Annotated in this window: 21 protein-coding genes and 1 tRNA gene; 3 read left to right on the top strand and 19 right to left on the bottom strand. The window is 47.8% G+C overall.

The genetic code is table 11. The features are described from left to right. Positions 1 to 7: 7 nt before the first annotated feature. From nuoH to ACO0LE_RS10680, 19 genes are all read right to left on the bottom strand, one after another. The gene (gene nuoH, locus ACO0LE_RS10770; RefSeq protein ID WP_422960367.1) at positions 8 to 1,093 is read right to left on the bottom strand and encodes an NADH-quinone oxidoreductase subunit NuoH; all 1,086 of its coding nucleotides are present in this window, start codon (positions 1,091 to 1,093) and stop codon (positions 8 to 10) included. Beyond that, a complete protein-coding gene (gene nuoG, locus ACO0LE_RS10765; protein ID WP_422960366.1) occupies positions 1,093 to 3,420 on the bottom strand; it encodes an NADH-quinone oxidoreductase subunit NuoG in 2,328 nt (775 codons plus the stop codon). The genes nuoH and nuoG overlap by 1 nt, the downstream gene beginning before the upstream one ends. 32 nt (positions 3,421 to 3,452) lie before the next feature. After that, a complete protein-coding gene (gene nuoF, locus ACO0LE_RS10760) occupies positions 3,453 to 4,748 on the bottom strand; it encodes an NADH-quinone oxidoreductase subunit NuoF (RefSeq protein ID WP_422960365.1) in 1,296 nt (431 codons plus the stop codon). Continuing rightward, complete coding sequence (gene nuoE, locus ACO0LE_RS10755) at positions 4,748 to 5,236, bottom strand: NADH-quinone oxidoreductase subunit NuoE (RefSeq protein WP_422960364.1); 489 nt, start codon at positions 5,234 to 5,236, stop codon at positions 4,748 to 4,750. Before nuoE ends, nuoF begins: the two co-directional genes overlap by 1 nt. A 40-nt stretch (positions 5,237 to 5,276) precedes the next feature. Continuing rightward, positions 5,277 to 6,530: an NADH-quinone oxidoreductase subunit D gene (locus ACO0LE_RS10750; RefSeq protein ID WP_422956059.1), complete on the bottom strand. Its 1,254-nt coding sequence runs from the start codon at positions 6,528 to 6,530 to the stop codon at positions 5,277 to 5,279. After that, the gene (locus tag ACO0LE_RS10745; protein ID WP_422960363.1) at positions 6,530 to 7,126 is read right to left on the bottom strand and encodes an NADH-quinone oxidoreductase subunit C; all 597 of its coding nucleotides are present in this window, start codon (positions 7,124 to 7,126) and stop codon (positions 6,530 to 6,532) included. The genes ACO0LE_RS10750 and ACO0LE_RS10745 overlap by 1 nt, the downstream gene beginning before the upstream one ends. Positions 7,127 to 7,165: 39 nt before the next feature. Next, positions 7,166 to 7,642 carry a NuoB/complex I 20 kDa subunit family protein gene (locus ACO0LE_RS10740; RefSeq protein WP_262835880.1) on the bottom strand — a complete coding sequence of 159 codons (477 nt, stop codon included), beginning with the start codon at positions 7,640 to 7,642 and terminating at the stop codon, positions 7,166 to 7,168. Positions 7,643 to 7,648: 6 nt separating this feature from the next. After that, the gene (locus ACO0LE_RS10735) at positions 7,649 to 8,008 is read right to left on the bottom strand and encodes an NADH-quinone oxidoreductase subunit A (RefSeq protein ID WP_422960362.1); all 360 of its coding nucleotides are present in this window, start codon (positions 8,006 to 8,008) and stop codon (positions 7,649 to 7,651) included. Positions 8,009 to 8,119: 111 nt separating this feature from the next. Next, positions 8,120 to 8,204 (bottom strand) — tRNA-Leu (locus ACO0LE_RS10730). An 85-nt stretch (positions 8,205 to 8,289) separates the two neighbouring features. After that, positions 8,290 to 8,661, bottom strand: a complete 372-nt coding sequence (secG, locus tag ACO0LE_RS10725; RefSeq protein WP_422960361.1) for a preprotein translocase subunit SecG — start codon at positions 8,659 to 8,661, stop codon at positions 8,290 to 8,292. A gap of 110 nt (positions 8,662 to 8,771) precedes the next feature. Beyond that, positions 8,772 to 9,521, bottom strand: coding sequence for a triose-phosphate isomerase (gene tpiA, locus ACO0LE_RS10720; RefSeq protein WP_422960360.1), 750 nt, complete (start codon positions 9,519 to 9,521; stop codon positions 8,772 to 8,774). Between the two features lie 256 nt (positions 9,522 to 9,777). Further along, entirely contained in the window at positions 9,778 to 10,764 is a 987-nt protein-coding gene (locus tag ACO0LE_RS10715) for an NAD(P)H-quinone oxidoreductase (protein ID WP_422960359.1), read from the bottom strand. Between the two features lie 129 nt (positions 10,765 to 10,893). Continuing rightward, positions 10,894 to 13,023 (bottom strand): polyribonucleotide nucleotidyltransferase, encoded by a 2,130-nt coding sequence (gene pnp / locus ACO0LE_RS10710; RefSeq protein WP_422960358.1) that lies wholly within the window; start codon positions 13,021 to 13,023, stop codon positions 10,894 to 10,896. 206 nt (positions 13,024 to 13,229) lie between these two features. Then, on the bottom strand, positions 13,230 to 13,499 hold the full coding sequence (gene rpsO, locus ACO0LE_RS10705; protein ID WP_422960357.1) for a 30S ribosomal protein S15: 270 nt from the start codon (positions 13,497 to 13,499) through the stop codon (positions 13,230 to 13,232). A gap of 169 nt (positions 13,500 to 13,668) precedes the next feature. Then, complete coding sequence (locus ACO0LE_RS10700; protein WP_422960356.1) at positions 13,669 to 15,207, bottom strand: 2-isopropylmalate synthase; 1,539 nt, start codon at positions 15,205 to 15,207, stop codon at positions 13,669 to 13,671. 362 nt (positions 15,208 to 15,569) lie between these two features. Continuing rightward, positions 15,570 to 16,430 (bottom strand): CDP-diacylglycerol--serine O-phosphatidyltransferase, encoded by an 861-nt coding sequence (pssA, locus tag ACO0LE_RS10695; protein WP_422960355.1) that lies wholly within the window; start codon positions 16,428 to 16,430, stop codon positions 15,570 to 15,572. Positions 16,431 to 16,831: 401 nt separating this feature from the next. Next, a complete protein-coding gene (gene ilvC, locus ACO0LE_RS10690; protein ID WP_422956068.1) occupies positions 16,832 to 17,848 on the bottom strand; it encodes a ketol-acid reductoisomerase in 1,017 nt (338 codons plus the stop codon). Positions 17,849 to 17,976: 128 nt separating this feature from the next. Further along, positions 17,977 to 18,468 carry an acetolactate synthase small subunit gene (gene ilvN / locus ACO0LE_RS10685; protein WP_188565843.1) on the bottom strand — a complete coding sequence of 164 codons (492 nt, stop codon included), beginning with the start codon at positions 18,466 to 18,468 and terminating at the stop codon, positions 17,977 to 17,979. Between the two features lies 1 nt (position 18,469). Further along, positions 18,470 to 20,197 (bottom strand): acetolactate synthase 3 catalytic subunit, encoded by a 1,728-nt coding sequence (locus tag ACO0LE_RS10680; protein ID WP_422960354.1) that lies wholly within the window; start codon positions 20,195 to 20,197, stop codon positions 18,470 to 18,472. Positions 20,198 to 20,749: 552 nt separating this feature from the next. Here ACO0LE_RS10680 and ACO0LE_RS10675 point away from each other — a divergent pair. The 3 genes from ACO0LE_RS10675 to ACO0LE_RS10665 are packed head-to-tail and all read left to right on the top strand — an operon-like array spanning position 20,750 to position 22,418. After that, on the top strand, positions 20,750 to 21,322 hold the full coding sequence (locus ACO0LE_RS10675; RefSeq protein ID WP_422956071.1) for an RNA polymerase sigma factor: 573 nt from the start codon (positions 20,750 to 20,752) through the stop codon (positions 21,320 to 21,322). Next, positions 21,319 to 21,735, top strand: a complete 417-nt coding sequence (locus ACO0LE_RS10670; RefSeq protein WP_422960353.1) for a DUF3619 family protein — start codon at positions 21,319 to 21,321, stop codon at positions 21,733 to 21,735. Before ACO0LE_RS10675 ends, ACO0LE_RS10670 begins: the two co-directional genes overlap by 4 nt. A gap of 2 nt (positions 21,736 to 21,737) precedes the next feature. After that, positions 21,738 to 22,418, top strand: coding sequence for a DUF3106 domain-containing protein (locus ACO0LE_RS10665; protein WP_422960352.1), 681 nt, complete (start codon positions 21,738 to 21,740; stop codon positions 22,416 to 22,418).

Genomic DNA, 22,418 nt, shown 5'->3' with positions numbered 1-22,418 from the left:
TAGCCTCTTACTTCCAAATATTCCATGGAGTTTGCATCCATGCTGCGACGATCACCAGATACACCAGGGTAAGCGGGATAAATACTTTCCAGCCCAGACGCATGATCTGGTCATAGCGATAGCGTGGGAAAGATGCGCGAGCCCAAATGAACATCGACACCACTACAAAAGTTTTCAAGCCCAACCAAATCCAGCCCGGCAAATAAGCCAGCAGACCCAGCACTGGAACTGCGTGACCTATCGGTGAATTCCACCCGCCCAAAAACATCAACGAAGCTAATGCAGAAATCAAAATCATATTGGCGTACTCTGCCAAGAAGAACATCGCGAAGGACATACCTGAATACTCAACCATATGGCCCGCAACGATCTCAGATTCACCTTCAACCACGTCGAATGGATGACGGTTAGTCTCCGCGATACCGGAAATCACATAAATCACGAACATAGGCAGCAAAGGCAGCCAGTTCCAAGACAAGAAATTCCAGCCATGATCGGCGAAGGAGCCCTTCATCTGACCATTGACGACATCTGACAAATTCAAACTACCCGAGACCATTAATACAATCACCAACACAAAACCCATGGCGATCTCATAAGAAACCATCTGCGCTGAGGCGCGCATCGCGCCCAAGAATGCGTACTTAGAATTAGATGCCCAACCCGCGATGATGATGCCGTACACTTCCATCGACGTAATTGCCATGATCAACAACAAACCAGCATTGACATTTGCCAGCACCACTTCAGGTCCAAAAGGAATCACTGACCAAGCAGCCAAGGCTGGCATGATCGTCATAATTGGTGCAATCACAAACAAAACTTTATTAGCTTTTGCAGGGATAATAATTTCTTTAAGCAGTAACTTTAAAGCGTCCGCAATCGGTTGCAGCAAACCAGCGGGACCCACACGATTCGGGCCAAGACGGATATGCATCCAGCCTATCAACTTACGTTCCCATAGGGTCAGATAAGCAACACAGCCCATTACAGGTAAAGTGATGCAGACAATCTTCACGAGAGTCCATACCAGAGGCCATAAGGCACCCAGATATTGCTGTCCGTATGTCTGAATAGTGAGTAATAAGTTCATTACGCACGCTCCACAGTAACTGCACCAAACATTGGACCTAATGACTTAGTCAAGATATGACCTGCAGCAAGGCGGACGACATTATCAGGTAAGTTTTTACCCAGAACCACTGGCAATACTGCTGACCCCTGACCTTGAGTGATCTTGACGTAATCGCCGTCTTTTAAACTTAACTTAGCAAACTGCGCCGCACTCAGATGAACTTCAGGCGTCTTTGCATCTCTGGTTTTTTGCAAGGACTCAGATCTTCTGACAATGGCGTCCGTACTGTAAATCGACACGTCGGCAATCCGTTCCAGGCCCTGAGAGATAGCAGCACTCGCCAGCAAAGGAACGCCGGCAGCGCCCATATTATTGAGACTTGTCACTACTGTCGCGACATCCTTGCCCAGTAAAGCATCGCGAATTGCCTCGGAAGTTTCGAACTCAAACTCAGGCAACTCAAGCAGATTACCGAGAACGCGCAATACTTTCCAAGCCGGACGAGTATCACCCAACGGCTTCACAACGCCATGGAAACTTTGTACGCGACCTTCACAATTAATGAATGTACCGGCAGTTTCCGTAAAAGGCGATACTGGCAGCAATACATCAGCGTAATCTAAACCGTGTTTGTAGGCAGACAAAGAAACAACCATTTCAGCCTGATCCAAGGCAGACCTTGCTTGCTGAGGATTAGCACAATCTAATTCAGGTTCTGCATGCAAAAGTACATATGCTTTTTTTGCTTGTGCAAATAAGTTTTGCGCATTCGCCTCATTATTTGGCACAGCTCCGGCAAGATATCCACCAACCGTATTCGCGGCTTCCGTCAGATAACCGAAACTTGCACCAGCGTTCTGTGCGATCCATTGTGACAAAGCGTGTAGTTTTGCCGCATCAGGATGTTGAGCAGCGGCGTTACCCAAAAATACGCCCGCATTAGCTTTCAAGATACCATCAGCAATCAATGCTGCTTTTTCAGAAGCTTGGACTTGCTCAAAGCCAGTCGGTTTTGCGATTTCCTTTTTAACAGCGACAGCAACTGCAATCTCAGCGAGGAAATTCAACCAGGCAGACGGCGGGAGCACGGCATTGTTTGCCAGTTTAATCAGCAACTCATCGTCTGTCGCATGCAGGACACTCAACTTAGCGCCCATTTTGACCGACTGACGCAAACGCGCCGCCAGCAACGGATGGTCCTTACGCAAGAAGGAACCAATGACAAAAATATTCTTCAATTGCGCAAAATCAACAATTGACATACCCAGCCAAGGCACTACCTTGCTCTCTAACGAGAAATCAGATTGGCGCAAGCGGAAGTCCACATTATCAGAACCCAGACCACGAACGACCTTTTGTAGCAAACTGAGCTCTTCCAGGGTTGAACTTGGCGTGGCTGCCGCCGCAATAGCCGCAGCGCCGTGCTCATGTTTGATATTACGCAAGCCATGTGCCACATATTCCAAGGCTGTTTGCCAGTCAGTTTCCTGCCACTGGCCACCTTGTTTAATCATTGGCTTAGTTAGGCGTTCTTCGCTATTCAAACCTTCGTAAGCAAAGCGATCCTTATCGGAAATCCAGCATTCATTGACCGCTTCGTTTTCCAAAGGTACGACACGCATCACTTTGTTGTTCTTCACCTGAACAATCAAATTGGCCCCTAGGCCATCATGTGCGCTAATCGACTTACGACGGGATAATTCCCAGGTGCGTGCTGAATAACGGAAAGGCTTAGATGTCAATGCTCCAACCGGACAGAGATCAATCATATTGCCGGACAGCTCGGAATCAACGGTCTTGCCAACGAAAGAAGTGATCTCAGAATGCTCACCGCGACCCAACATTCCCAGCTCCATCACACCAGCGATCTCCTGACCAAAACGGACACAGCGGGTGCAGTGAATGCAACGGCTCATTTCTTCCATAGAAATCAATGGGCCGACATTCTTATGGAAAACTACCCGTTTTTCCTCTTCGTAACGTGAGCTGGTGGAACCATATCCTACTGCCAGATCCTGCAATTGACATTCGCCACCCTGATCGCAAATCGGACAATCCAGAGGGTGATTAATCAACAGGAATTCCATCACGCCTTTTTGCGCTTTAACTGCCTTATCGCTGTTAGAGCGCACGATCATACCGGCAGTCACAGGAGTCGCACAGGCCGGCAATGGCTTGGGCGCCTTCTCCACTTCGACCAGACACATACGGCAGTTTGCCGCAATGGATAATTTTTTGTGATAGCAAAAATGCGGAATATATGTGCCAAGCTTGTTGGCAGCATCCATTACCATACTGCCTTCTTGCACTTCAACTTTTTTGCCGTCTATTTCGATTTCAACCATGGTTTACTCTGAAGTACGCTACCTGAGCTGGCTTAAATGTAAGCGGGAACCAAGCAATGTTTATGCTCGATGTGATATTCAAATTCTTCGCGGAAATTCTTGATGAAGGCACGTACTGGCATCGCAGCAGCATCACCCAAGGCACAAATAGTACGTCCCTGAATATTGTCCGCAATCGAATTCAGCATGTCGAGATCATCTGCCCTGCCCTGTCCGTGTTCGATGCGATGCACCATACGATAGAGCCAGCCCGTACCCTCACGACAAGGTGTGCACTGACCGCAAGACTCTTCAAAATAGAAGTAAGACAAACGCAGTAACGACTTGACCATGCAACGGGTTTCGTCCATCACGATAACAGCACCGGAACCCAGCATCGAACCTGCTTTAGCGATCGAGTCATAGTCCATATCTGTTGCCATCATCACGTCGCCGGTCAATACTGGCATTGATGAACCACCTGGAATAACTGCTTTAATTTTCTTGCCATCACGCATGCCACCCGCGAGCTCCAGCAAAGTCGCAAACGGTGTACCCAGGGGAACTTCGTAGTTACCCGGTTTAGCCACATCGCCAGACATAGAGAAAATCTTAGTGCCGCCATTGTTTGGTTTACCTAGAGCTGCGTATTTTTCACCGCCCATGGCAAAGACAAACGGGACTGCTGCAAACGTTTCGGTATTATTGATGGTGGTTGGTTTGCCATACAGGCCAAAGCTCGCTGGAAAAGGCGGCTTAAAGCGTGGCTGACCTTTTTTACCCTCCAAAGATTCCAGCAAGGCCGTCTCTTCGCCACAGATATACGCACCATAACCATGGAATGCGTGCAACTGGAAAGAAAATTCAGAACCGTGAATCTTGTCACCGAGCATACCGGCGGCGCGTGCCTCTTCAATCGCTTCTTCAAAGCGATCATAGTCAGCGAAAATTTCACCGTGGATGTAGTTATAACCGACCGTAATACCCATTGCGTAGGCACCGATTGCCATACCCTCAATCAACGCATGTGGGTTGTAGCGGATAATGTCGCGATCTTTAAAGGTACCGGGCTCGCCTTCATCGGTATTGCAGACCAAATATTTTTGTCCGGGATATTGACGTGGCATGAAGCTCCACTTCAAACCCGTGGGAAAACCTGCACCACCGCGTCCGCGCAAAGAAGAAGCCTTCAGCTCAGCGATTACCTGCTCTGGCGGAATTTTTTCATCAAGAATGCGTTTTAAGGACTGGTAGCCACCGCGTGCCACATAGTCTTGCAGGTGCCAGTTTTTGCCGTCCAAGCCGGCAAGAATTAAAGGATTAATATGGCGATTATGCAGACTCGTCATTATTTGCCCGCCCCTGTGAGTTCTGTTACCAGCGAGTCGATTTTGTCATTCGACATGAAGCTGCACATACGCTTGTTATTGACTAGCATGACAGGAGCATCACCGCATGCCCCCATGCATTCCCCCTCAACAAGCGTGAACAAACCATCAGGACTGGTATCTTTATAATCAAGACCTAATTTTGCCTTTAGATGATGCGCTGCGCGCTCACCGCCAGACAAAGCACATGGCAAATTCGTGCAAACTGAAATTTTGAATTTACCAACTGGCTTGGTATTGTACATATTGTAAAAGGTTGCAACTTCTTGCACTGCAACTGCTGGCATACCGATGTAATCAGCCAAAGTTTGCATCACTTCCGGCGAGATCCAACCAGTTTCATCCTGTGCAATCGCCAAAGCCGCCATGACAGCAGACTGACGTTGGTCACCTGGAAATTTTGCCAATTCCCGGTCAATTTTTTTAAATGCCTGCTCTGATAACACCATAGCTTTTGCCTCTATTGTTGACACGCCTTGATTAAGCAATCTAGCGGTCAATCTCACCAAACACAATATCTTGCGTACCGATAATCGTTACCGCATCGGCAATCATATGACCCTTTGCCATCTCATCCAGTCCCTGCAAGTGTGCGAATCCAGGAGCGCGGATTTTCAGGCGATACGGCTTGTTCGCACCGTCAGACATGAGGTAGATACCAAACTCGCCTTTTGGATGCTCTACCGCAGCATAAGCTTCGCCAGCCGGAACATGGAAGCCTTCAGTAAATAACTTGAAGTGATGGATCAACTCTTCCATATTGGACTTCATATTCACACGTGAAGGCGGTGCGACTTTGTGATTTGTTGTAATCACCGGACCAGCATTATTGCGTAGCCATTCAACACATTGTTTTATGATACGGTTTGACTGACGCATCTCTTCTACGCGCACCAGATAACGATCATAACTATCGCCGTTAACACCAACAGGAATATCGAAATCCAATAAATCATAAACTTCATACGGCTGTTTTTTGCGCAGATCCCACTCAATACCAGAACCACGCAACATCGGACCAGTAAAGCCCATTGCTTTAGCACGTTCGGGAGAAACGACACCGATACCAACCAGTCGCTGCTTCCAGATACGATTATCCGTCAGCAAAGTCTCGTACTCATCAACATAGGTCGGAAAGCGGTTTGTAAAATCTTCGATAAAATCAAGCAGAGAACCCTGACGATTTTCGTTCAGGGCACGCATTGCTTTGTCGTTCTTTAATTGCGATGTTGTGAACTTCGGCATTTGCTCTGGCAAATCGCGATATACACCACCTGGACGATAGTAAGCAGCATGCAAACGCGCACCAGACACGGCCTCATAACAGTCCATCAAATCTTCACGCTCGCGAAATGCGTATAAAAATACTGCCATCGCACCGACATCCAATGCATGCGCACCTATCCACAGCAAATGATTCAGCAAACGCGTAATTTCGTCGAACATTACGCGGATGTATTGCGCGCGCAAAGGCACTTCCAAGCCGAGCATTTTTTCGATTGCCATAACGTAGGCGTGCTCATTGGCCATCATCGACACATAGTCGAGACGATCCATGTACGGAACCGATTGCAGGAAAGTTTTTTGCTCAGCCAACTTCTCGGTTGCACGATGCAACAGACCAATATGCGGATCGGCACGCTGAATCACTTCACCATCCAACTCCAGCACCAAACGTAAAACACCGTGGGCAGCAGGATGTTGAGGACCAAAGTTCAGTGTGTAATTTTTAATCTCAGCCATTATTTCACTCCGTAGTGCTCTTCGCGAATGATGCGCGGCACATTTTCACGCGGATCTATCGTAACGGGCTGATAAACAACGCGCTTTTGCTCAGAGTCATAACGCATTTCGACATAACCAGATACAGGAAAATCTTTACGAAAAGGATGACCAATAAAACCATAATCAGTCAAAATGCGACGCAAATCATTATGACCGTCGAACAAAATACCAAAGAAATCAAATGCTTCGCGCTCATACCAATTTGCGGCATTCCAGACATCGATTACGGATGGCAAAACTGGCATCTCATCGTCAGCAGCAAACACCCGGACGCGCAAACGCCAGTTGTGCTTAATCGACAGCAAGTGAGACACAGCAGCAAAACGTGCGCCAGTCCAAGCACCATCGCCGTACGCCGAATAATCAACGCCACACAAATCAATCAATTCTTCGAAAGAAGTTGAAGTGTGATCACGCAGATCCTGCATGACCTGCAAGTAGACCTGAGGCGCGACCACAACCGTCAGCTCACCCAGAGCCAGAGTAGATTGCAGCAAACGATCGCCCAAGACCTCTTTTACCGCTGCCTCGAGGATTTCTAATTTTGTAGTCATAGTGTAAGTGCTGCCCTAAATTCGCTTGAACTGAACAGATTAGCGCGCAATAGTATTGGTACGTTTGATCTTGTTTTGCAACTGAATAATGCCGTACAACAGAGCCTCTGCAGTTGGCGGACAACCTGGCACATAAATATCAACTGGCACAATACGATCGCAACCACGCACCACGGAGTAAGAGTAGTGATAATAACCACCACCATTGGCGCACGATCCCATGGAAATAACCCAACGAGGCTCAGCCATCTGGTCGTACACTTTACGCAAAGCGGGCGCCATTTTATTACACAGCGTTCCAGCAACAATCATCACATCCGACTGGCGTGGCGATGGACGAAACACCACGCCAAAACGATCCAGATCGTATCGTGACGCACCTGCATGCATCATTTCGACCGCACAACAAGCGAGACCAAAAGTCATTGGCCACATCGAACCTGTGCGTGTCCAATTAATTAGCTTATCAGCCGTCGTCGTGACGAAGCCTTCGCTCAATACACCTTCAATTGCCATAATCGATCACTCCCAATCCAGGGCGCCCTTTTTCCAGATATACCAAAAACCAACTGCGAATTCCAGGACAAAACCCAGCATAATCAAGAAACCGGACCAACCCAGGTCACGCATTGCTAGGCCCCAAGGAAAAAAGAAAGCCGTCTCAAGATCAAACAGGATAAACAGAATCGCAACCAGGTAATAACGCACATCAAATTTCATACGTGCGTCTTCGAAGGCTTCAAAGCCACATTCGTATGGAGATGTTTTTTGACTATCCGGTTTAAATGGAGCAAGAATGCGACCAAGAATTTGCGGAACTATACCAACCGCAATACCAACCAGAATGAAGAGAAGAACAGGGAAATAATTTTCGAGGTTCACGTTAGGCTACCTGTATTTGAACGCCACATTGAAGTGATTCACTCTAAAAGCAAGAGGAGCATTGCTACCACCCCTCCGACCAGACCAGCAAAGAAAACTGGTCGTATTTTTTGGTGCCGACGACGAGACTCGAACTCGTACAGCTTTCGCCACTACCCCCTCAAGATAGCGTGTCTACCAATTTCACCACGTCGGCTTAAGCCCTGCATTCTACTATGTCTGACGCAATTGTTCAACGCACAATTGCAGACATTCAACGTTTTTTGCAGAGTAAAACCGTTTTATTTCGGGATTTGATTAGCTTGACCCGCTGCGCTAGCAGGAGCAGCAACCGAACTGGCCGAAGCAGCTGTCGGCGCCGGTACTACTTTTGCCGCCGTAGGCAAATTATCCAGCACACCACCAGTGCTAGTGCGATTGCCACCTATGAATGCCAGAGCGAGGGTCGCGCCAAAAAATACTGCGGCGGCGATGCCTGTCGATTTAGATAAAAAGTTAGACGAGCCCGTCGCGCCAAATAAACTACCGGAAGCACCTGAGCCAAATGAAGCGCCCATATCAGCGCCCTTGCCGTGCTGCAAAAGCACCAGACCAATAATTGCCAGCGCGGACAAAACCTGGATAACCACAACTACCGTAAACAAAGTATGCATTCAAAACACCTAAATTAATTAATTTTAAAACTAAATATAAGCCAGTAAAAATGCCGGCCCATCATTAATCACATCAACCAACGAACCTACCATGACAAGCCGCAAAAGAATTAACCTGCTTGAATAATTGCCAGGAAATCTGCCGCCTTTAAAGCAGCACCACCAATCAAGCCGCCATCAATATCCGGCATCGCCAGCAACTCTTGCGCATTTTCGGGCTTCATACTGCCGCCATACAGAATCTGCACTATTTCCGCTGCCGTAGGATTTTTCAACGCCAATTGCTGACGCAAGACCGCATGAACATCCTGCGCCATTTGCGGCGTCGCCGTCTTACCGGTACCAATTGCCCAGACTGGCTCATAGGCAACCACCAGATTTGTCAGCGCATCCACATCAATGACATCCAACACCGCCCGTAATTGTGCAGAAACGACGGAATTGGTTTGTCCCAATTCCCGCTGCTCCAGCGTTTCACCCACACAAACAATCGGCTTCAAGCCGGACGCAAGCAACCGCAAGGTTTTTTGCGCCACCAGCTCATCCGTTTCGCCATGATAAGCACGACGCTCAGAGTGACCAACGATTGCATAAGTACAAGAGCAGTCTGACAGCATCGACGCAGAAACCTCACCAGTATAAGCTCCGGAAAGATGCACAGAAACATCCTGCGCACCCCAGCCAATATCGCTACCAGACAACAAATTCGCACATTGCATCAAATATGGTGACGGCGCGCAAACCAAAACATCGCAAGCCACGCCAGCACTTAAACCAGAACGCAATTCAGACAACAGCGCTTCATTTGAAGCAAAACTGCCATTCATTTTCCAGTTACCAGCAATCAATTTACGTCGCATAGCAGCCCAAAAATTTAATAAACCGTCTATTGTAGCCCTTCTATGCACAAGGGGCAAACCCATACCAAGACAAATCAGGACTACCACATTAAATTTCTCGAGGAGCCACAAAGTAACGCCATCAACACCCCTTTAAGTCACCCACTAAATAGATACTACCCATCAGTATTTTTCCAACTCACCCGACTCTTAAGCGTGTTCAGCCAGGTTTTTATTAAAAATACCGAGAGTATCTTGCTTCTCCATATCAGAAATATTAGGAATCTGAAACTCGCAGCATAATTTTCCCCACATGCGAGCTGGTCTCCATTAAGGCATGTGCCGCAGCAGCATCAGAGAGAGGGAAAATCTGATGAATTACAGGCTTTATTTGACCAGACTCCAGCAAAGGCCAGATTTTTTCCCGCAAACTAGCAGCAATTGCCCCCTTAAATGCCACAGAACGCGGACGCAGCGTAGATCCCGTCATAGTCAACCGACGCCGCAGCACCTGAGCCAGATCCACTTCAGCTTTGGCACCACCAAGCAAGGCGATGATTGCCAGGCGACCATCATCAGCAAGGCAATTAATCTCGCGCGGGACATAATCTCCCGCCACCATATCTAGGATGACGTCCACACCGCGACCAGCAGTCAAAGATTTAAGTATCTCTACAAAGTCTTCGCTACGATAATTAATCCCCCTCTCGGCACCCAACTGCTCCGTGGCCCTGCATTTATCATCCGAGCCAGCCGTAGCGAATACCCGATGCCCCAGGGCGACGGCCATCTGTATCGCCGTCACACCGATGCCCGACGTACCTCCCTGAACCAACAAACTCTCATCCGCACTTAATCTAGCGCGATCAAATACATTGCTCCAGACCGTAAAATAAGTTTCAGGCAATGATGCGGCCTCAACCAGACTTAACCCGACCGGCACGGGCAAACACTGCAAGGCTGGCGCAACGCAGTATTCTGCGTAACCGCCGCCCTGCACCAGCGCACACACGCTATCTCCAATAACAAAATCTGAGCCCTGCAAATCCCCACCTATGATCTCACCGGCAACTTCCAGTCCCGGCAAATCAGAAGCTCCTGCCGGGACCGGATAGTGACCGAGGCGTTGCAACACATCAGGACGGTTAATACCCGCCGCATTTACGCGGATCAACACTTCACCGGCCTTCGGCTCCGGAACAGGCCTCTCGCATAACTGCAACACTTCTGGCTTACCGTATTGTGTAATTTGAATTGCTCGCATAATTACTCCATTCGCGTGAAATTTGACCGACCTAAAATTCGTGCAATTGCATGATGCATGATTGTAAGCCGATAAAAAAAGCCTGCGTTTTCACACAGGCTTTTTGCAGGTCAACCGAGTTTAACTAGTTTATTGCTGTTGTTGTTGCGGCTGCTCACCCTCAGCAACAGCAGCTTTCATGGACAACTTGAAGCGACCACGATCATCCGTCTCCAGCACTTTAACGCGTACTTGCTGACCTTCTTTAAGATAATCAGCAACTGCATTCACACGCTCATTGGCGATCTGACTGATGTGCAGCAAACCGTCTTTACCTGGCATGATCTGAACGATCGCGCCGAAATCCAACAGTTTCAACACTGTGCCGTCATAGACCTTGCCAACTTCAACTTCTGCAGTCAATTCTTCGATGCGACGCTTGGCCTCTTGGCCAGCTGCTGCATCTACGGAAGCGATAGTAACAACGCCTTCATCACTGATATCGATTTGCGTACCTGTCTCTTCAGTCAAGGCACGAATTACCGCACCACCTTTACCGATGACATCACGGATTTTTTCAGGGTTGATTTTGACTGTAATCAAACGTGGTGCGAAGTCGGACAACTCTGCTTTACCGACTGGAACTGCTTTTTGCATTTCGCCCAAGATATGATCGCGGCCTTCTTTCGCTTGCGCCAAAGCGACCTGCATGATTTCTTTTGTAATACCCTGGATTTTGATGTCCATTTGCAAGGCAGTAATACCTTCAGCAGTACCAGCCACTTTGAAGTCCATATCGCCGAGGTGATCTTCATCACCCAGAATATCGGTCAGCACTGCAAATTTATTGCCGTCTTTAATCAAACCCATCGCGATACCGGCTACATGCGCCTTCATCGGCACACCCGCGTCCATCAATGCCAGGCAACCACCGCAAACCGATGCCATGGAGGATGAACCATTGGATTCTGTAATCTCAGAAACCAGACGCACTGAGTAGCTGAAATCTTCTGGTGAGGGCAATGCTGCTTGCAATGCGCGCTTCGCCAAACGACCGTGACCAATTTCACGACGCTTAGGTGTGCCAACGCGGCCTGTTTCGCCAGTGGCGAACGGAGGCATGTTGTAATGCAGCATGAAGCGATCAGAGTATTCACCCATCAAAGCATCAATTTTTTGCTCGTCACGGGAAGTACCCAGAGTCGCAATCACCAAAGCCTGGGTTTCACCGCGTGTGAACAAAGCTGTACCATGCGTACGTGGCAATACACCAGTACGAATCGTGATTGGGCGCACTGTGCGCGTATCACGTCCGTCGATACGAGGTTCGCCTTCGAGGATCTGGGAGCGAACGATTTTCGCTTCCAGATCGAACAGAATATTACCAACCTCAGATGAATCGGGGGCTGACTCACCTTTAGCAGCGGCTTGCTCAGCCAAAGAAGCATTCACTGCAGTTGTCGCATCTTTCAGCAATTGGGTACGTGCTTGTTTTTCTTTTGTCTGATAGGCGGCACGCAATAATGGTTCTGCGACTGCGCTGACAGCAGCAATCAGAGGTTCATTCTTAGCGGCTGGCGCCCACTCAACTTCAGGCTTGCCGCCATCACGAACCAATTCGTGAATTGCGTCAATCACAGCCTTCATTTGCTCGTGACCGTACACTACGGCACCCAACATGACTTCTTCAGACAATTGCTGCGCTTCAGATTCGACCATCAAAACAGCTTGCTCAGTACCAGCAACAACCAGATCCATTGCCGATGTTTTTAACTGAGTTGCCGTTGGATTCAGTACGTATTGACCGTTGATGTAACCAACGCGCGCCGCACCGACAGGGCCGCTGAATGGAATACCCGAGACACAGATCGCAGCCGATGCACCGATCATGGCAGCGATATCTGGATCAATTTCAGGATTAACGGACAAAACATGCACAATGACCTGCACTTCGTTCAGATAACCTTCTGGAAACAAAGGACGGATAGGCCTGTCGATCAAACGGGAAGTCAGTGTTTCTTTTTCAGATGGACGACCTTCACGTTTAAAAAAACCCCCAGGAATACGGCCGGCAGCATAGGTTTTTTCGAGGTAGTCAACAGTCAATGGAAAGAAATCCTGACCGGGTTTCGCGTCTTTTTTTGCAACAACGGTTGCCAGCACGACAGTATCTTCAATCGATACCATGACCGCACCAGAAGCTTGACGAGCGATCTCGCCTGTTTCCAGTATCACTTGATGTTGACCATACTGGAAGGTTTTCGTAACTTTATTAAACACAATGTGTCCTTTCTATTTTGCCGACAGATTTTCAGGCGCTGTCGTTCACCTCACCGCGAGCGAATAATTCATTCGCTTTACTACAAGTTAAAACTACTAAAAATTTTCAAAACAACCGCTACAAACAACAAAAAGCCTGCGACAGCGAACTGAGGCAGGCTTTCTGCTACAACACTTTTGCTATGTAATAAATATATAGCAATGAATTACTTACGCAAGCCGAGTTTTTCGATCAGTGAACGATAACGGTTCAAGTCTTTACCCTTCAGATAGGACAGCAGGCTTTTACGACGGTTAACCATCATGATCAAACCACGACGTGAGTGGTGATCTTTAGCGTGTGCCTTGAAGTGACCGTTCAAGTCATTGATACGTGCAGTCAACAAAGCGACTTGCACTTCAGGGGATCCAGTGTCATTTGCGCCACGGGCATTATCCGCAACGATAGCGGCTTTAGTACTTTTTTCGAAAGACATGATTTTCCTTAACATGCGATGCAAAGAGAGCAAACCCTTAGCATCGTGATAACAATAACCTCACCAGAATGGTAAGACGCGTGACTATAGCACAGATTTATCCGACAATCAAAGCCGCGCTTAATGGCAAAACCGGATAAAACCAGACAAAACCAGACAAAACCGTGACTTAAATCTGAGGATTCAGTTTTTCCACTTTGGAATGCAGTTTATTCAAGGCAGATAAATATGCCTTTGCCGACGCCACAACGATATCCGGGTCCGCCCCTACGCCATTCACAATACGTCCGGCCTTGGAGAGGCGCATGGTGACCTCGCCTTGCGACTGCGTTCCGGTCGTAATTGCATTGACCGAAAACAGTAACAATTCGGAACCGCTCTGGGTTTTCGACTCGATTGCATTAACGATGGCATCAACCGGGCCATTGCCATGTCCGTCGCAAGTAACCTCCTTGGAATCAATCGCAAATACGATTTTTGCCGCTGGTCTCTCCCCTGTCTCAGAATGCTGCGCCAGAGAAACGAAACGATAGTACTCATTATCGTGAGAATGCTCTTCGTCCGATACGAGCGACATGATGTCTTCGTCAAAAATTTCAGATTTACGATCAGCCAATTCCTTGAAGCGCGCAAATGCGGCATTAATATCCGCCTCAGAATCGAGTTTGATACCGAGCTCCTCGAGACGCTGCTTAAATGCATTACGACCAGACAATTTACCCAGAACGATCTTATTCGCGCTCCAGCCTACATCTTCCGCACGCATGATTTCGTAAGTATCACGGGCTTTTAAGATACCGTCCTGATGAATGCCGGAGGCATGCGCAAATGCGTTTGCGCCGACGACAGCCTTGTTCGGCTGCACAGCAAATCCGGTGATTTGCGATACCAGCTTAGAGGTTGCCACGATCTGTGTCGTATCGATGCCAAAATCCAGATTGAAATGGTCACGACGAGTTTTCACCGCCATGACGATTTCTTCAAGCGCCGTATTGCCAGCGCGCTCACCCAGACCATTGATCGTACATTCCACCTGTCGAGCACCACCAATCATCACGCCGGCCAGCGAATTCGCCACTGCCATGCCAAGGTCGTTATGACAATGTACCGACCAGATCGCTTTATCGGAATTAGGAATACGCTCACGCAGAGACTTCAGCATATTGCCGTACAAGCCCGGAACACCATAGCCAACCGTGTCAGCAAAATTAATCGTCGTCGCCCCCTCATTGATCACCGCCTCAATCACGCGACACAAAAAATCCATATCCGAACGACTACCATCTTCCGGACTAAATTCAACGTCATCAGTAAATTGACGCGCAAAACGCACGGCCTGTTTCGCTTGTTCAAACACCTGATCCGGGGTCATGCGCAGCTTCTTTTCCATGTGCAAAGGTGAGGTCGCAATGAAGGTGTGAATGCGTTTTCTTTGCGCATCTTTTAGCGCCTCTGCTGCACGAGAAATATCTCTATCATTAGCACGCGACAGAGAACAGATGATCGGCTCCCTGACCGCGGCAGAAATTGCCTGAATCGCCTCAAAATCACCCTGTGATGCTGCTGCAAAACCAGCCTCAATCACATCAACTCTTAAACGTTCCAATTGCCGTGCAATACGAATTTTTTCATCCTTGGTCATTGACGCGCCAGGTGACTGTTCGCCATCACGCAAAGTCGTGTCAAATATGATCAGCTTATCGCTCATGATCTGCTCCTGATTTTTAAATGTGATTATCTGATTTCAATACTGCCAATGCTTTTCGTTCACCCTTGCCATACACATGGGTGAGAGCTACGCAAATTGTGAAATTGAGTTATGAGTGCACTATGGTGTTAGCGCACCAGTCATGAAGCTGGCAAATCTGATAGATCCGCAAGAGACCGCATTGCTAAAAATTTGAGCAGTAAATACCTGCGAACGACTATAAGCGCGATTACCTCAAAGCGCAAGATTTTATGGCTCTTATTCTTTAAAAAATTCCTGGCGTTTCTCTCCATAAAAATGAAAAAGCTGCGCAGTATTCTTACTGCGCAGCTCACCTATTTCTTACCTATTTACATACTGATTTATTTTTCTTCGTGAGTCTCAACGGTGGTCTGCATCAAACTCACAGGACGTCCTTTACGCCAGCGCCATAACAAGACCACATAACCAGACAAACCATACAGAACAAACAAACCAAACAACACTTTAGGCGGATCACTGACAACAGCAACATACGCCAGAACGATCAGAAATGGCGCAATGAATGGCACTGAGCGGCGTAAATTTACATCCTTAAAACTGTAAAAAGGTACATTCGTCACCATCGTCAATCCGGCAAACAAAGTAATGCACCAGGCACTCCAGCTCAAATCACTTCCTTTGAAATTCAAGTCCGTCATCAGCAATACAAATCCTGCTACCAATGCTGCGGCAGCAGGGCTTGGCAAACCCTGAAAATAGCGCTTGTCCACAACGGCTATATTGGTGTTAAAGCGAGCAAGTCGCAAAGCAGCACCGGCACAATAAACAAAAGCGGCAAGCCAGCCAAGTTTCCCCATACCCCTGAGTGACCATTCATACGCTACCAGCGCAGGGGCTGCTCCGAAGGAAATCATGTCGGACAAACTATCGTACTGAGCACCGAATTCACTTTGTGTATTCGTCATCCTCGCTACACGACCGTCAAGACTATCCAGCACCATGGCAGCAAAAATAGCGAAGGCAGATTGATCAAAGCGTAAATTCATCGCCATCACAATGGCATAAAAACCGCAGAATAAAGCCGCCGTCGTAAAAGCATTGGGCAGGAGATAGATGCCACGCCTTCTTTTAACAGGATAGGACTGCTCTGCCTCGCCCGACTCTGTTTGTTGATTTTTGCGTGCGCCACGTGGAAAAAGCTTAAAACTACCTTTGGGCTTACGTCGTTTAAAAGAGGACATGCGTTAATCGATAAAATGAAAGTAAGCTGAAAGTATAACCGCGATTAGACCTCAATTAAATCCATTTCATACTGCTAAAATCCGGCCTTCCTCTGAAACCATCCCAATTTCAGGTCAGCCATTACGAAGAGAATCTCACTATTGGTTAAAAATTCATCGGCGTCAGGCAGCAGAAAGTCGTCCGAATCGAGTTACCGGATAATTCTCAAATTGCACCCCAACGCAAGCCTGCTGAGTAACATCCAGGATGTCAACACGATCCAAAAAAAATCACTCTCGTAAATTTTCTCGATTCAGATAAATTTGAAGAAATAAAAAAATCGCCCATTCGGGCGATTTTTTGCTTTCGAGCTGCGTGTGCTTGAAAGAGCACGGAGTATGATGCCCGCAAATCCTAAAGATTAGTTCTTGGATTGATCAACCAGTTTGTTTTTAGCAATCCAAGGCATCATGGCACGCAATTTAGCGCCGACTTCTTCGATCTGATGCTCTGCTGTCAAACGACGACGGGAAATCAAAGTAGGTGCACCCGCTTTGTTTTCTAGGATGAAGCTCTTTGCGTATTCACCTGTTTGGATATCTTTCAGGCATTGGCGCATTGCATCTTTGGTTGCGGAAGTTACGACCTTAGGACCAGTCACATATTCGCCGTATTCTGCGTTGTTGGAGATCGAGTAATTCATGTTGGCGATACCACCTTCATAGATCAGATCAACAATCAGTTTCAGTTCATGCAGACATTCAAAGTAGGCCATTTCTGGTGCATAACCAGCTTCAACCAAGGTCTCGAAACCTGCTTTGATCAGCTCAACTGCACCGCCACACAATACCGCTTGCTCGCCGAACAGATCCGTTTCAGTTTCTTCGCGGAAGTTGGTTTCAATGATGCCGGCACGGCCGCCACCGTTTGCCATTGCGTAGGACAAAGCGATGTCACGGGCAGAGCCGGATTTATCTTGATACACAGCGATCAGGTGAGGAACGCCACCACCTTGAGAATATGTGCCGCGTACCGTGTGACCTGGCGCTTTCGGAGCGATCATGATGACGTCCAGATCAGCGCGTGGTACGACTTGACCGTAGTGAACGTTGAAGCCATGTGCGAATGCCAGCACAGCACCTTGCTTGGCATGCGGCGCTACATTTTCAGCGTAAACCTGAGCGATGTTTTCATCCGGCAGCAAGATCATAATGACGTCAGCAGCTTTTACTGCGTCATTCACTTCAGCCACGTTCAGACCGGCATTTTTTGCCTTATCCCATGAAGCGCCGCCTTTACGCAGGGCGACAGTTACTTTACAGCCTGAATCATTCAAATTTTGCGCATGCGCGTGGCCTTGTGAACCGTAACCGATGATTGCTACGTTTTTGCCTTTGATAAGGGACAGATCACAGTCTTTATCGTAGAAAACTTTCATTTTGTATCCTTAATTATTTAATTTAATTCAGTTATTTGAAACAGCATCCGCACTATTCATGCGCCTTTTGGCACGTTTTCGCCCGGAAAATCCCGTGGATATTGCGTATTAATTTATTTTTTAATGCTTTAGACTTTTAAAATTCGTTCCCCACGACCGATACCTGAACCACCGGTACGTACCGTTTCCAAGATTGCCGTACGGTCGATGGAGTCGATAAAAGCATCCAGCTTGCCTTTGTTGCCGGTCAGTTCGATGGTGTAGGTTTTTTCAGTGACATCAATGATGCGTCCACGGAAAATATCTGCCGTGCGCTTCATCTCTTCACGTTCTTTACCCACTGCCCTGACTTTGATCAGCATCAGTTCGCGTTCGATGTGCGCACCCTCCGTCAGATCGACGACCTTGACGACTTCGATCAAGCGATTCAAATGCTTGGTAATTTGCTCGATGATGTCATCGGAACCAGAGGTCACAATTGTCATGCGCGATAAGGTGGCATCTTCGGTCGGTGCTACCGTTAAGGTTTCGATGTTGTAACCACGGGCAGAAAATAAACCAACGACACGTGACAAAGCACCGGCCTCATTTTCCAGCAAAACAGAAATGATATGTCTCATGTTAGAGGTCCTCCGAACCGAGCAACATTTCAGTCAGACCAGCGCCCGCCTTGACCATAGGCCAGACGTTTTCGGTCTGATCCGTAATGAAGTTCATAAACACCAAGCGATCTTTCATGGCGAACGCGTCTTTCAATGCGCCATCGATATCTGCCGGATTTTCTATCTTCATGCCGACATGGCCATACGATTCAACCAGCTTGGTAAAATCAGGTAAGGAATCCATGTAAGACTCGGAGTAACGTGAACCATAATCAATTTGCTGCCACTGCCTGACCATGCCAAGGAAGCGGTTATTCAGCAAAATAATTTTTGGTGTCAAATGATATTGCTTACAAGTTGCGAGCTCCTGGATACACATTTGTATCGACGCCTCACCGGTAATACAGGCAACAGTCGCATCAGGGTTCGCCATTTGCACCCCCATTGCATAAGGCAAACCAACACCCATAGTGCCCAGACCACCAGAATTGATCCAGCGACGCGGTTTATCAAATCCGTAATACTGTGCAGCCCACATTTGATGCTGACCAACATCTGACGTAATGAACGCATCGCCCTTAGTGATTTCCCAAACTTTTTGCACAACTGATTGAGGTTTAATCACTTCAGTTGATGTCGGGAACTTCAGACAATCACGTTTGCGCCACTCATTAACTTGCCTCCACCAGTCTGCCAGCGCTTTCGGGTTCGACTTGGTTTCAACCGTGCTAAGTTGCGACAAAAACTCTTGCAATACGTCTTTGACATTACCGACGATGGGAATATCAACTTTGACACGCTTGGAAATCGACGAGGGGTCAATATCTATATGGATGATCTTGCGTGGATTTGACGCAAAATGCTTTGGGTTACCGATCACACGATCATCAAAGCGTGCGCCGATCGCAATCAGCACGTCGCAGTGCTGCATGGCCATATTAGCTTCGTAAGTGCCGTGCATACCCGGCATACCGACAAATTTTTCATCCGAAGCAGGGAAAGCGCCCAAGCCCATCAGCGTATTCGTGCAAGGGAAGCCGAGATGATTCACCAGTTTGTTTAGTTCTGGCGCAGCGTTGGCCAGAATTACGCCACCGCCGGTATAAATCATCGGCCGCTCTGCTTGCAGCAATAGCTGTACCGCCTTACGGATCTGGCCAGAGTGGCCTTTGTCTACAGGCTTGTAGGAGCGCATTTCAACTTCTTTTGGATAGAAGTAGGTGGTCTTGTGCATGCTGATGTCTTTAGGGATATCGACCAACACAGGACCGGGACGACCCGTTGTGGCGATAAAAAACGCCTTTTTAATAGTCGTCGCTAAATCTCTGACATCTTTCACCAAAAAATTGTGCTTGACGCAAGGACGTGTAATACCAACGGTATCGCATTCCTGGAAAGCATCCTGACCAATTGCGTGACTTGGGACTTGGCCGGAAATAATCACCATCGGGATCGAATCCATGTAAGCCGTCGCCAGGCCAGTTACCGCATTGGTAACGCCAGGGCCGGATGTCACTAGCGCGACACCGACTTTTTGTGAGGATCTGGAATAAGCATCAGCTGCGTGTATCGCGGCCTGCTCATGGCGAACAAGAATGTGTTGAAACTTGTCCTGATTAAAAATTGCGTCGTAAATATAGAGTACGGCACCGCCCGGGTATCCGAACACATGCTCAACACCCTCTTCGGCCAGACATTTAACTAATATCTCTGCACCAGTTATTTCTGCATTTGTTTCTGAACTCATTTTCGTTTCCTTTCAAGGTCCATAGGAGATTGATCGGATGTTCTTTCCTGTCGAACTTGCGAGGCTAGGCTTTAAGCTGGCATTCCTTTTTGTGCTGTCACACCATCCTTGGTACATCCGTTGGACATATTTCCAGATGAGGCTTATGGCACTCGTTCAGTCAGTGTTTAGGCTTTACTACGACAACTTCTCACGCTTGTGGCATGGGTCAGAACAAACAGCTTCATTAGAGCACCTGTTGAGGACGGCATTGTGAGCCGGTTCGAACAGGTATTGATTGCCTCGAGATCGTGAGGCGGACTGATACGGTACTGCGTCGCACCATTTTGGTCAAGACAAATTCCATGTTTTTGAGCATAAAATGCTTGCAAATCAGAGGCTCCCTATAAAATAGCAGGACATGGAAAAGGTTTTTTGCTAGCATGGGCGCACTTTTAAAGAGAAAAACCGCACTATTTCACGGCATTTTCCCAAATTAAGAACAGATTGCCACAGGAATTTCCTTTGTCATAGCATCACCTTATCAAAGTTACCTATCATTACTGCCAAGAAATGGCCACAGACAAAGAATTATCGAGTTTTCTTGAAGGCGTAGAACGTCGCGCTTACAAACACGCAGTGTATACAGTGCGTAACGAAGAATCTGCACTAGACATCGTACAAGAGTCGATGATCAAGCTTGCCGAAAAATACGGCGACAAACCTGCCGCCGAACTTCCCCTTTTATTCCAGCGTATTTTGCAAAATACCATACTCGATTTTTTCCGCAGAGAAAAAGTACGAAACACTTGGGTCAGCCTGTTTTCGAGCATTACACCAAATAATAATCAGGATGATGATAATTTTGACTTGCTAGAAAGCTACGCGTCCGAAGAAGGAACAGAGGCATCTGAGTCAAGTGCTGATAAAATAGAACGTGAGCAAGTTCTCAACTTAATCGATGGTGAAATACAAAAACTTCCAGCACGTCAACGAGAAGCCTTCCTCATGCGTTATTGGGAAGATATGGATGTAGCAGAAACAGCCGCCGCAATGGGTTGCTCGGAAGGCAGTGTAAAAACGCACTGTTCGCGTGCAACACACGCACTGGCAGCATCGCTCAAGGCAAAAGGAATAACACTATGAACTACTCTAGAGAAGCCCAGGATCTGGATTTTGCCTACAAAGTAAGGCATGTATTAAACGAATCCGCGGAACGACTCCCGGCACCGACCTTAGACCGGCTGGCTAATGCGCGAAAAATTGCTATGTCACGTAAAAAGCAATCTTCTCCAAGTGCCGTATTGGCGTTTGGCGGCGTTTTATCAGGCGCTCACGGATTTTCATTCGGCGGTCCTAGCTCCTGGCTAGGCAAACTCGGTGTTGCTTTACCGATGCTGGTACTGATTGCAGGTTTAATGGGCATCTATGAATATGAGCAACAACGTCGCATCAGCGATCTCGCCGACATCGATGTTGCCGTTCTGGCAGATGAGCTGCCTCCCGATGCCTACCTAGACACCGGCTTCAGCGCCTATTTAAACAAAGCAGAGGAGTAGTAGTGTCTTTTTCCCCTGTAGTTGTTTCAAAAAAATTGTCGCTAGTTACCTTTGTATTAGCAATATTTTCACCGCTGGCCGTGGCTGGCGGTGCTTCCATTACAAGTACCCCACCCTCCACCGCGAATAAAGTTACAGCACCGACAGCGGTAGCGAGTAGCAAACCCGTATGGCAAGAACTCACTGCGGCACAAAAAACAGCTCTGGCGCCACTATCACCTGAGTGGGCGAAGATGAGCGAAGCAGGCAAAAAGAAATGGCTGGAAATCGCGAATAAGTATGCCCTCATGAAGCCGGATGAACAGGTTCGCGTACAAGAACGCATGCGCGCCTGGGTTAAATTATCCCCTGAACAGCGGATGGAAGCGCGGGAGAACTTTGCCCGTACAACACAATTGAAGCCAGAGCAAAAATCCGCTCAATGGCAGCAATATCAGCAACTCAGCGAAGATCAGAAAAAACAATTGGCTGCCGAAGCAAACAAGAAAAAGAGTGTCACCAATCTGCCTCCTGAAGCACAAAGAAAAGCACCTACCCTGGCACCGATCAAGGCTGCTCAGAAGCAAGCACCAATGGTATTGCCACAGCCAGCAGTCATAGCGCCGCCGGCCGCACAAGCCATCAGTCAGGCTGCGCCAGCTCCGGTAACAAGCGCTCCTGCATCTCAAGCTGCGATTAAATAA

The organism is Undibacterium sp. Xuan67W, from assembly GCF_049340165.1.
Classification (GTDB): Bacteria; Pseudomonadota; Gammaproteobacteria; order Burkholderiales; family Burkholderiaceae_D; genus Undibacterium.
The sequence above is the reverse complement of the archived record's forward strand: the minus strand, read 5'-3'. Positions and strand labels throughout refer to the sequence as shown.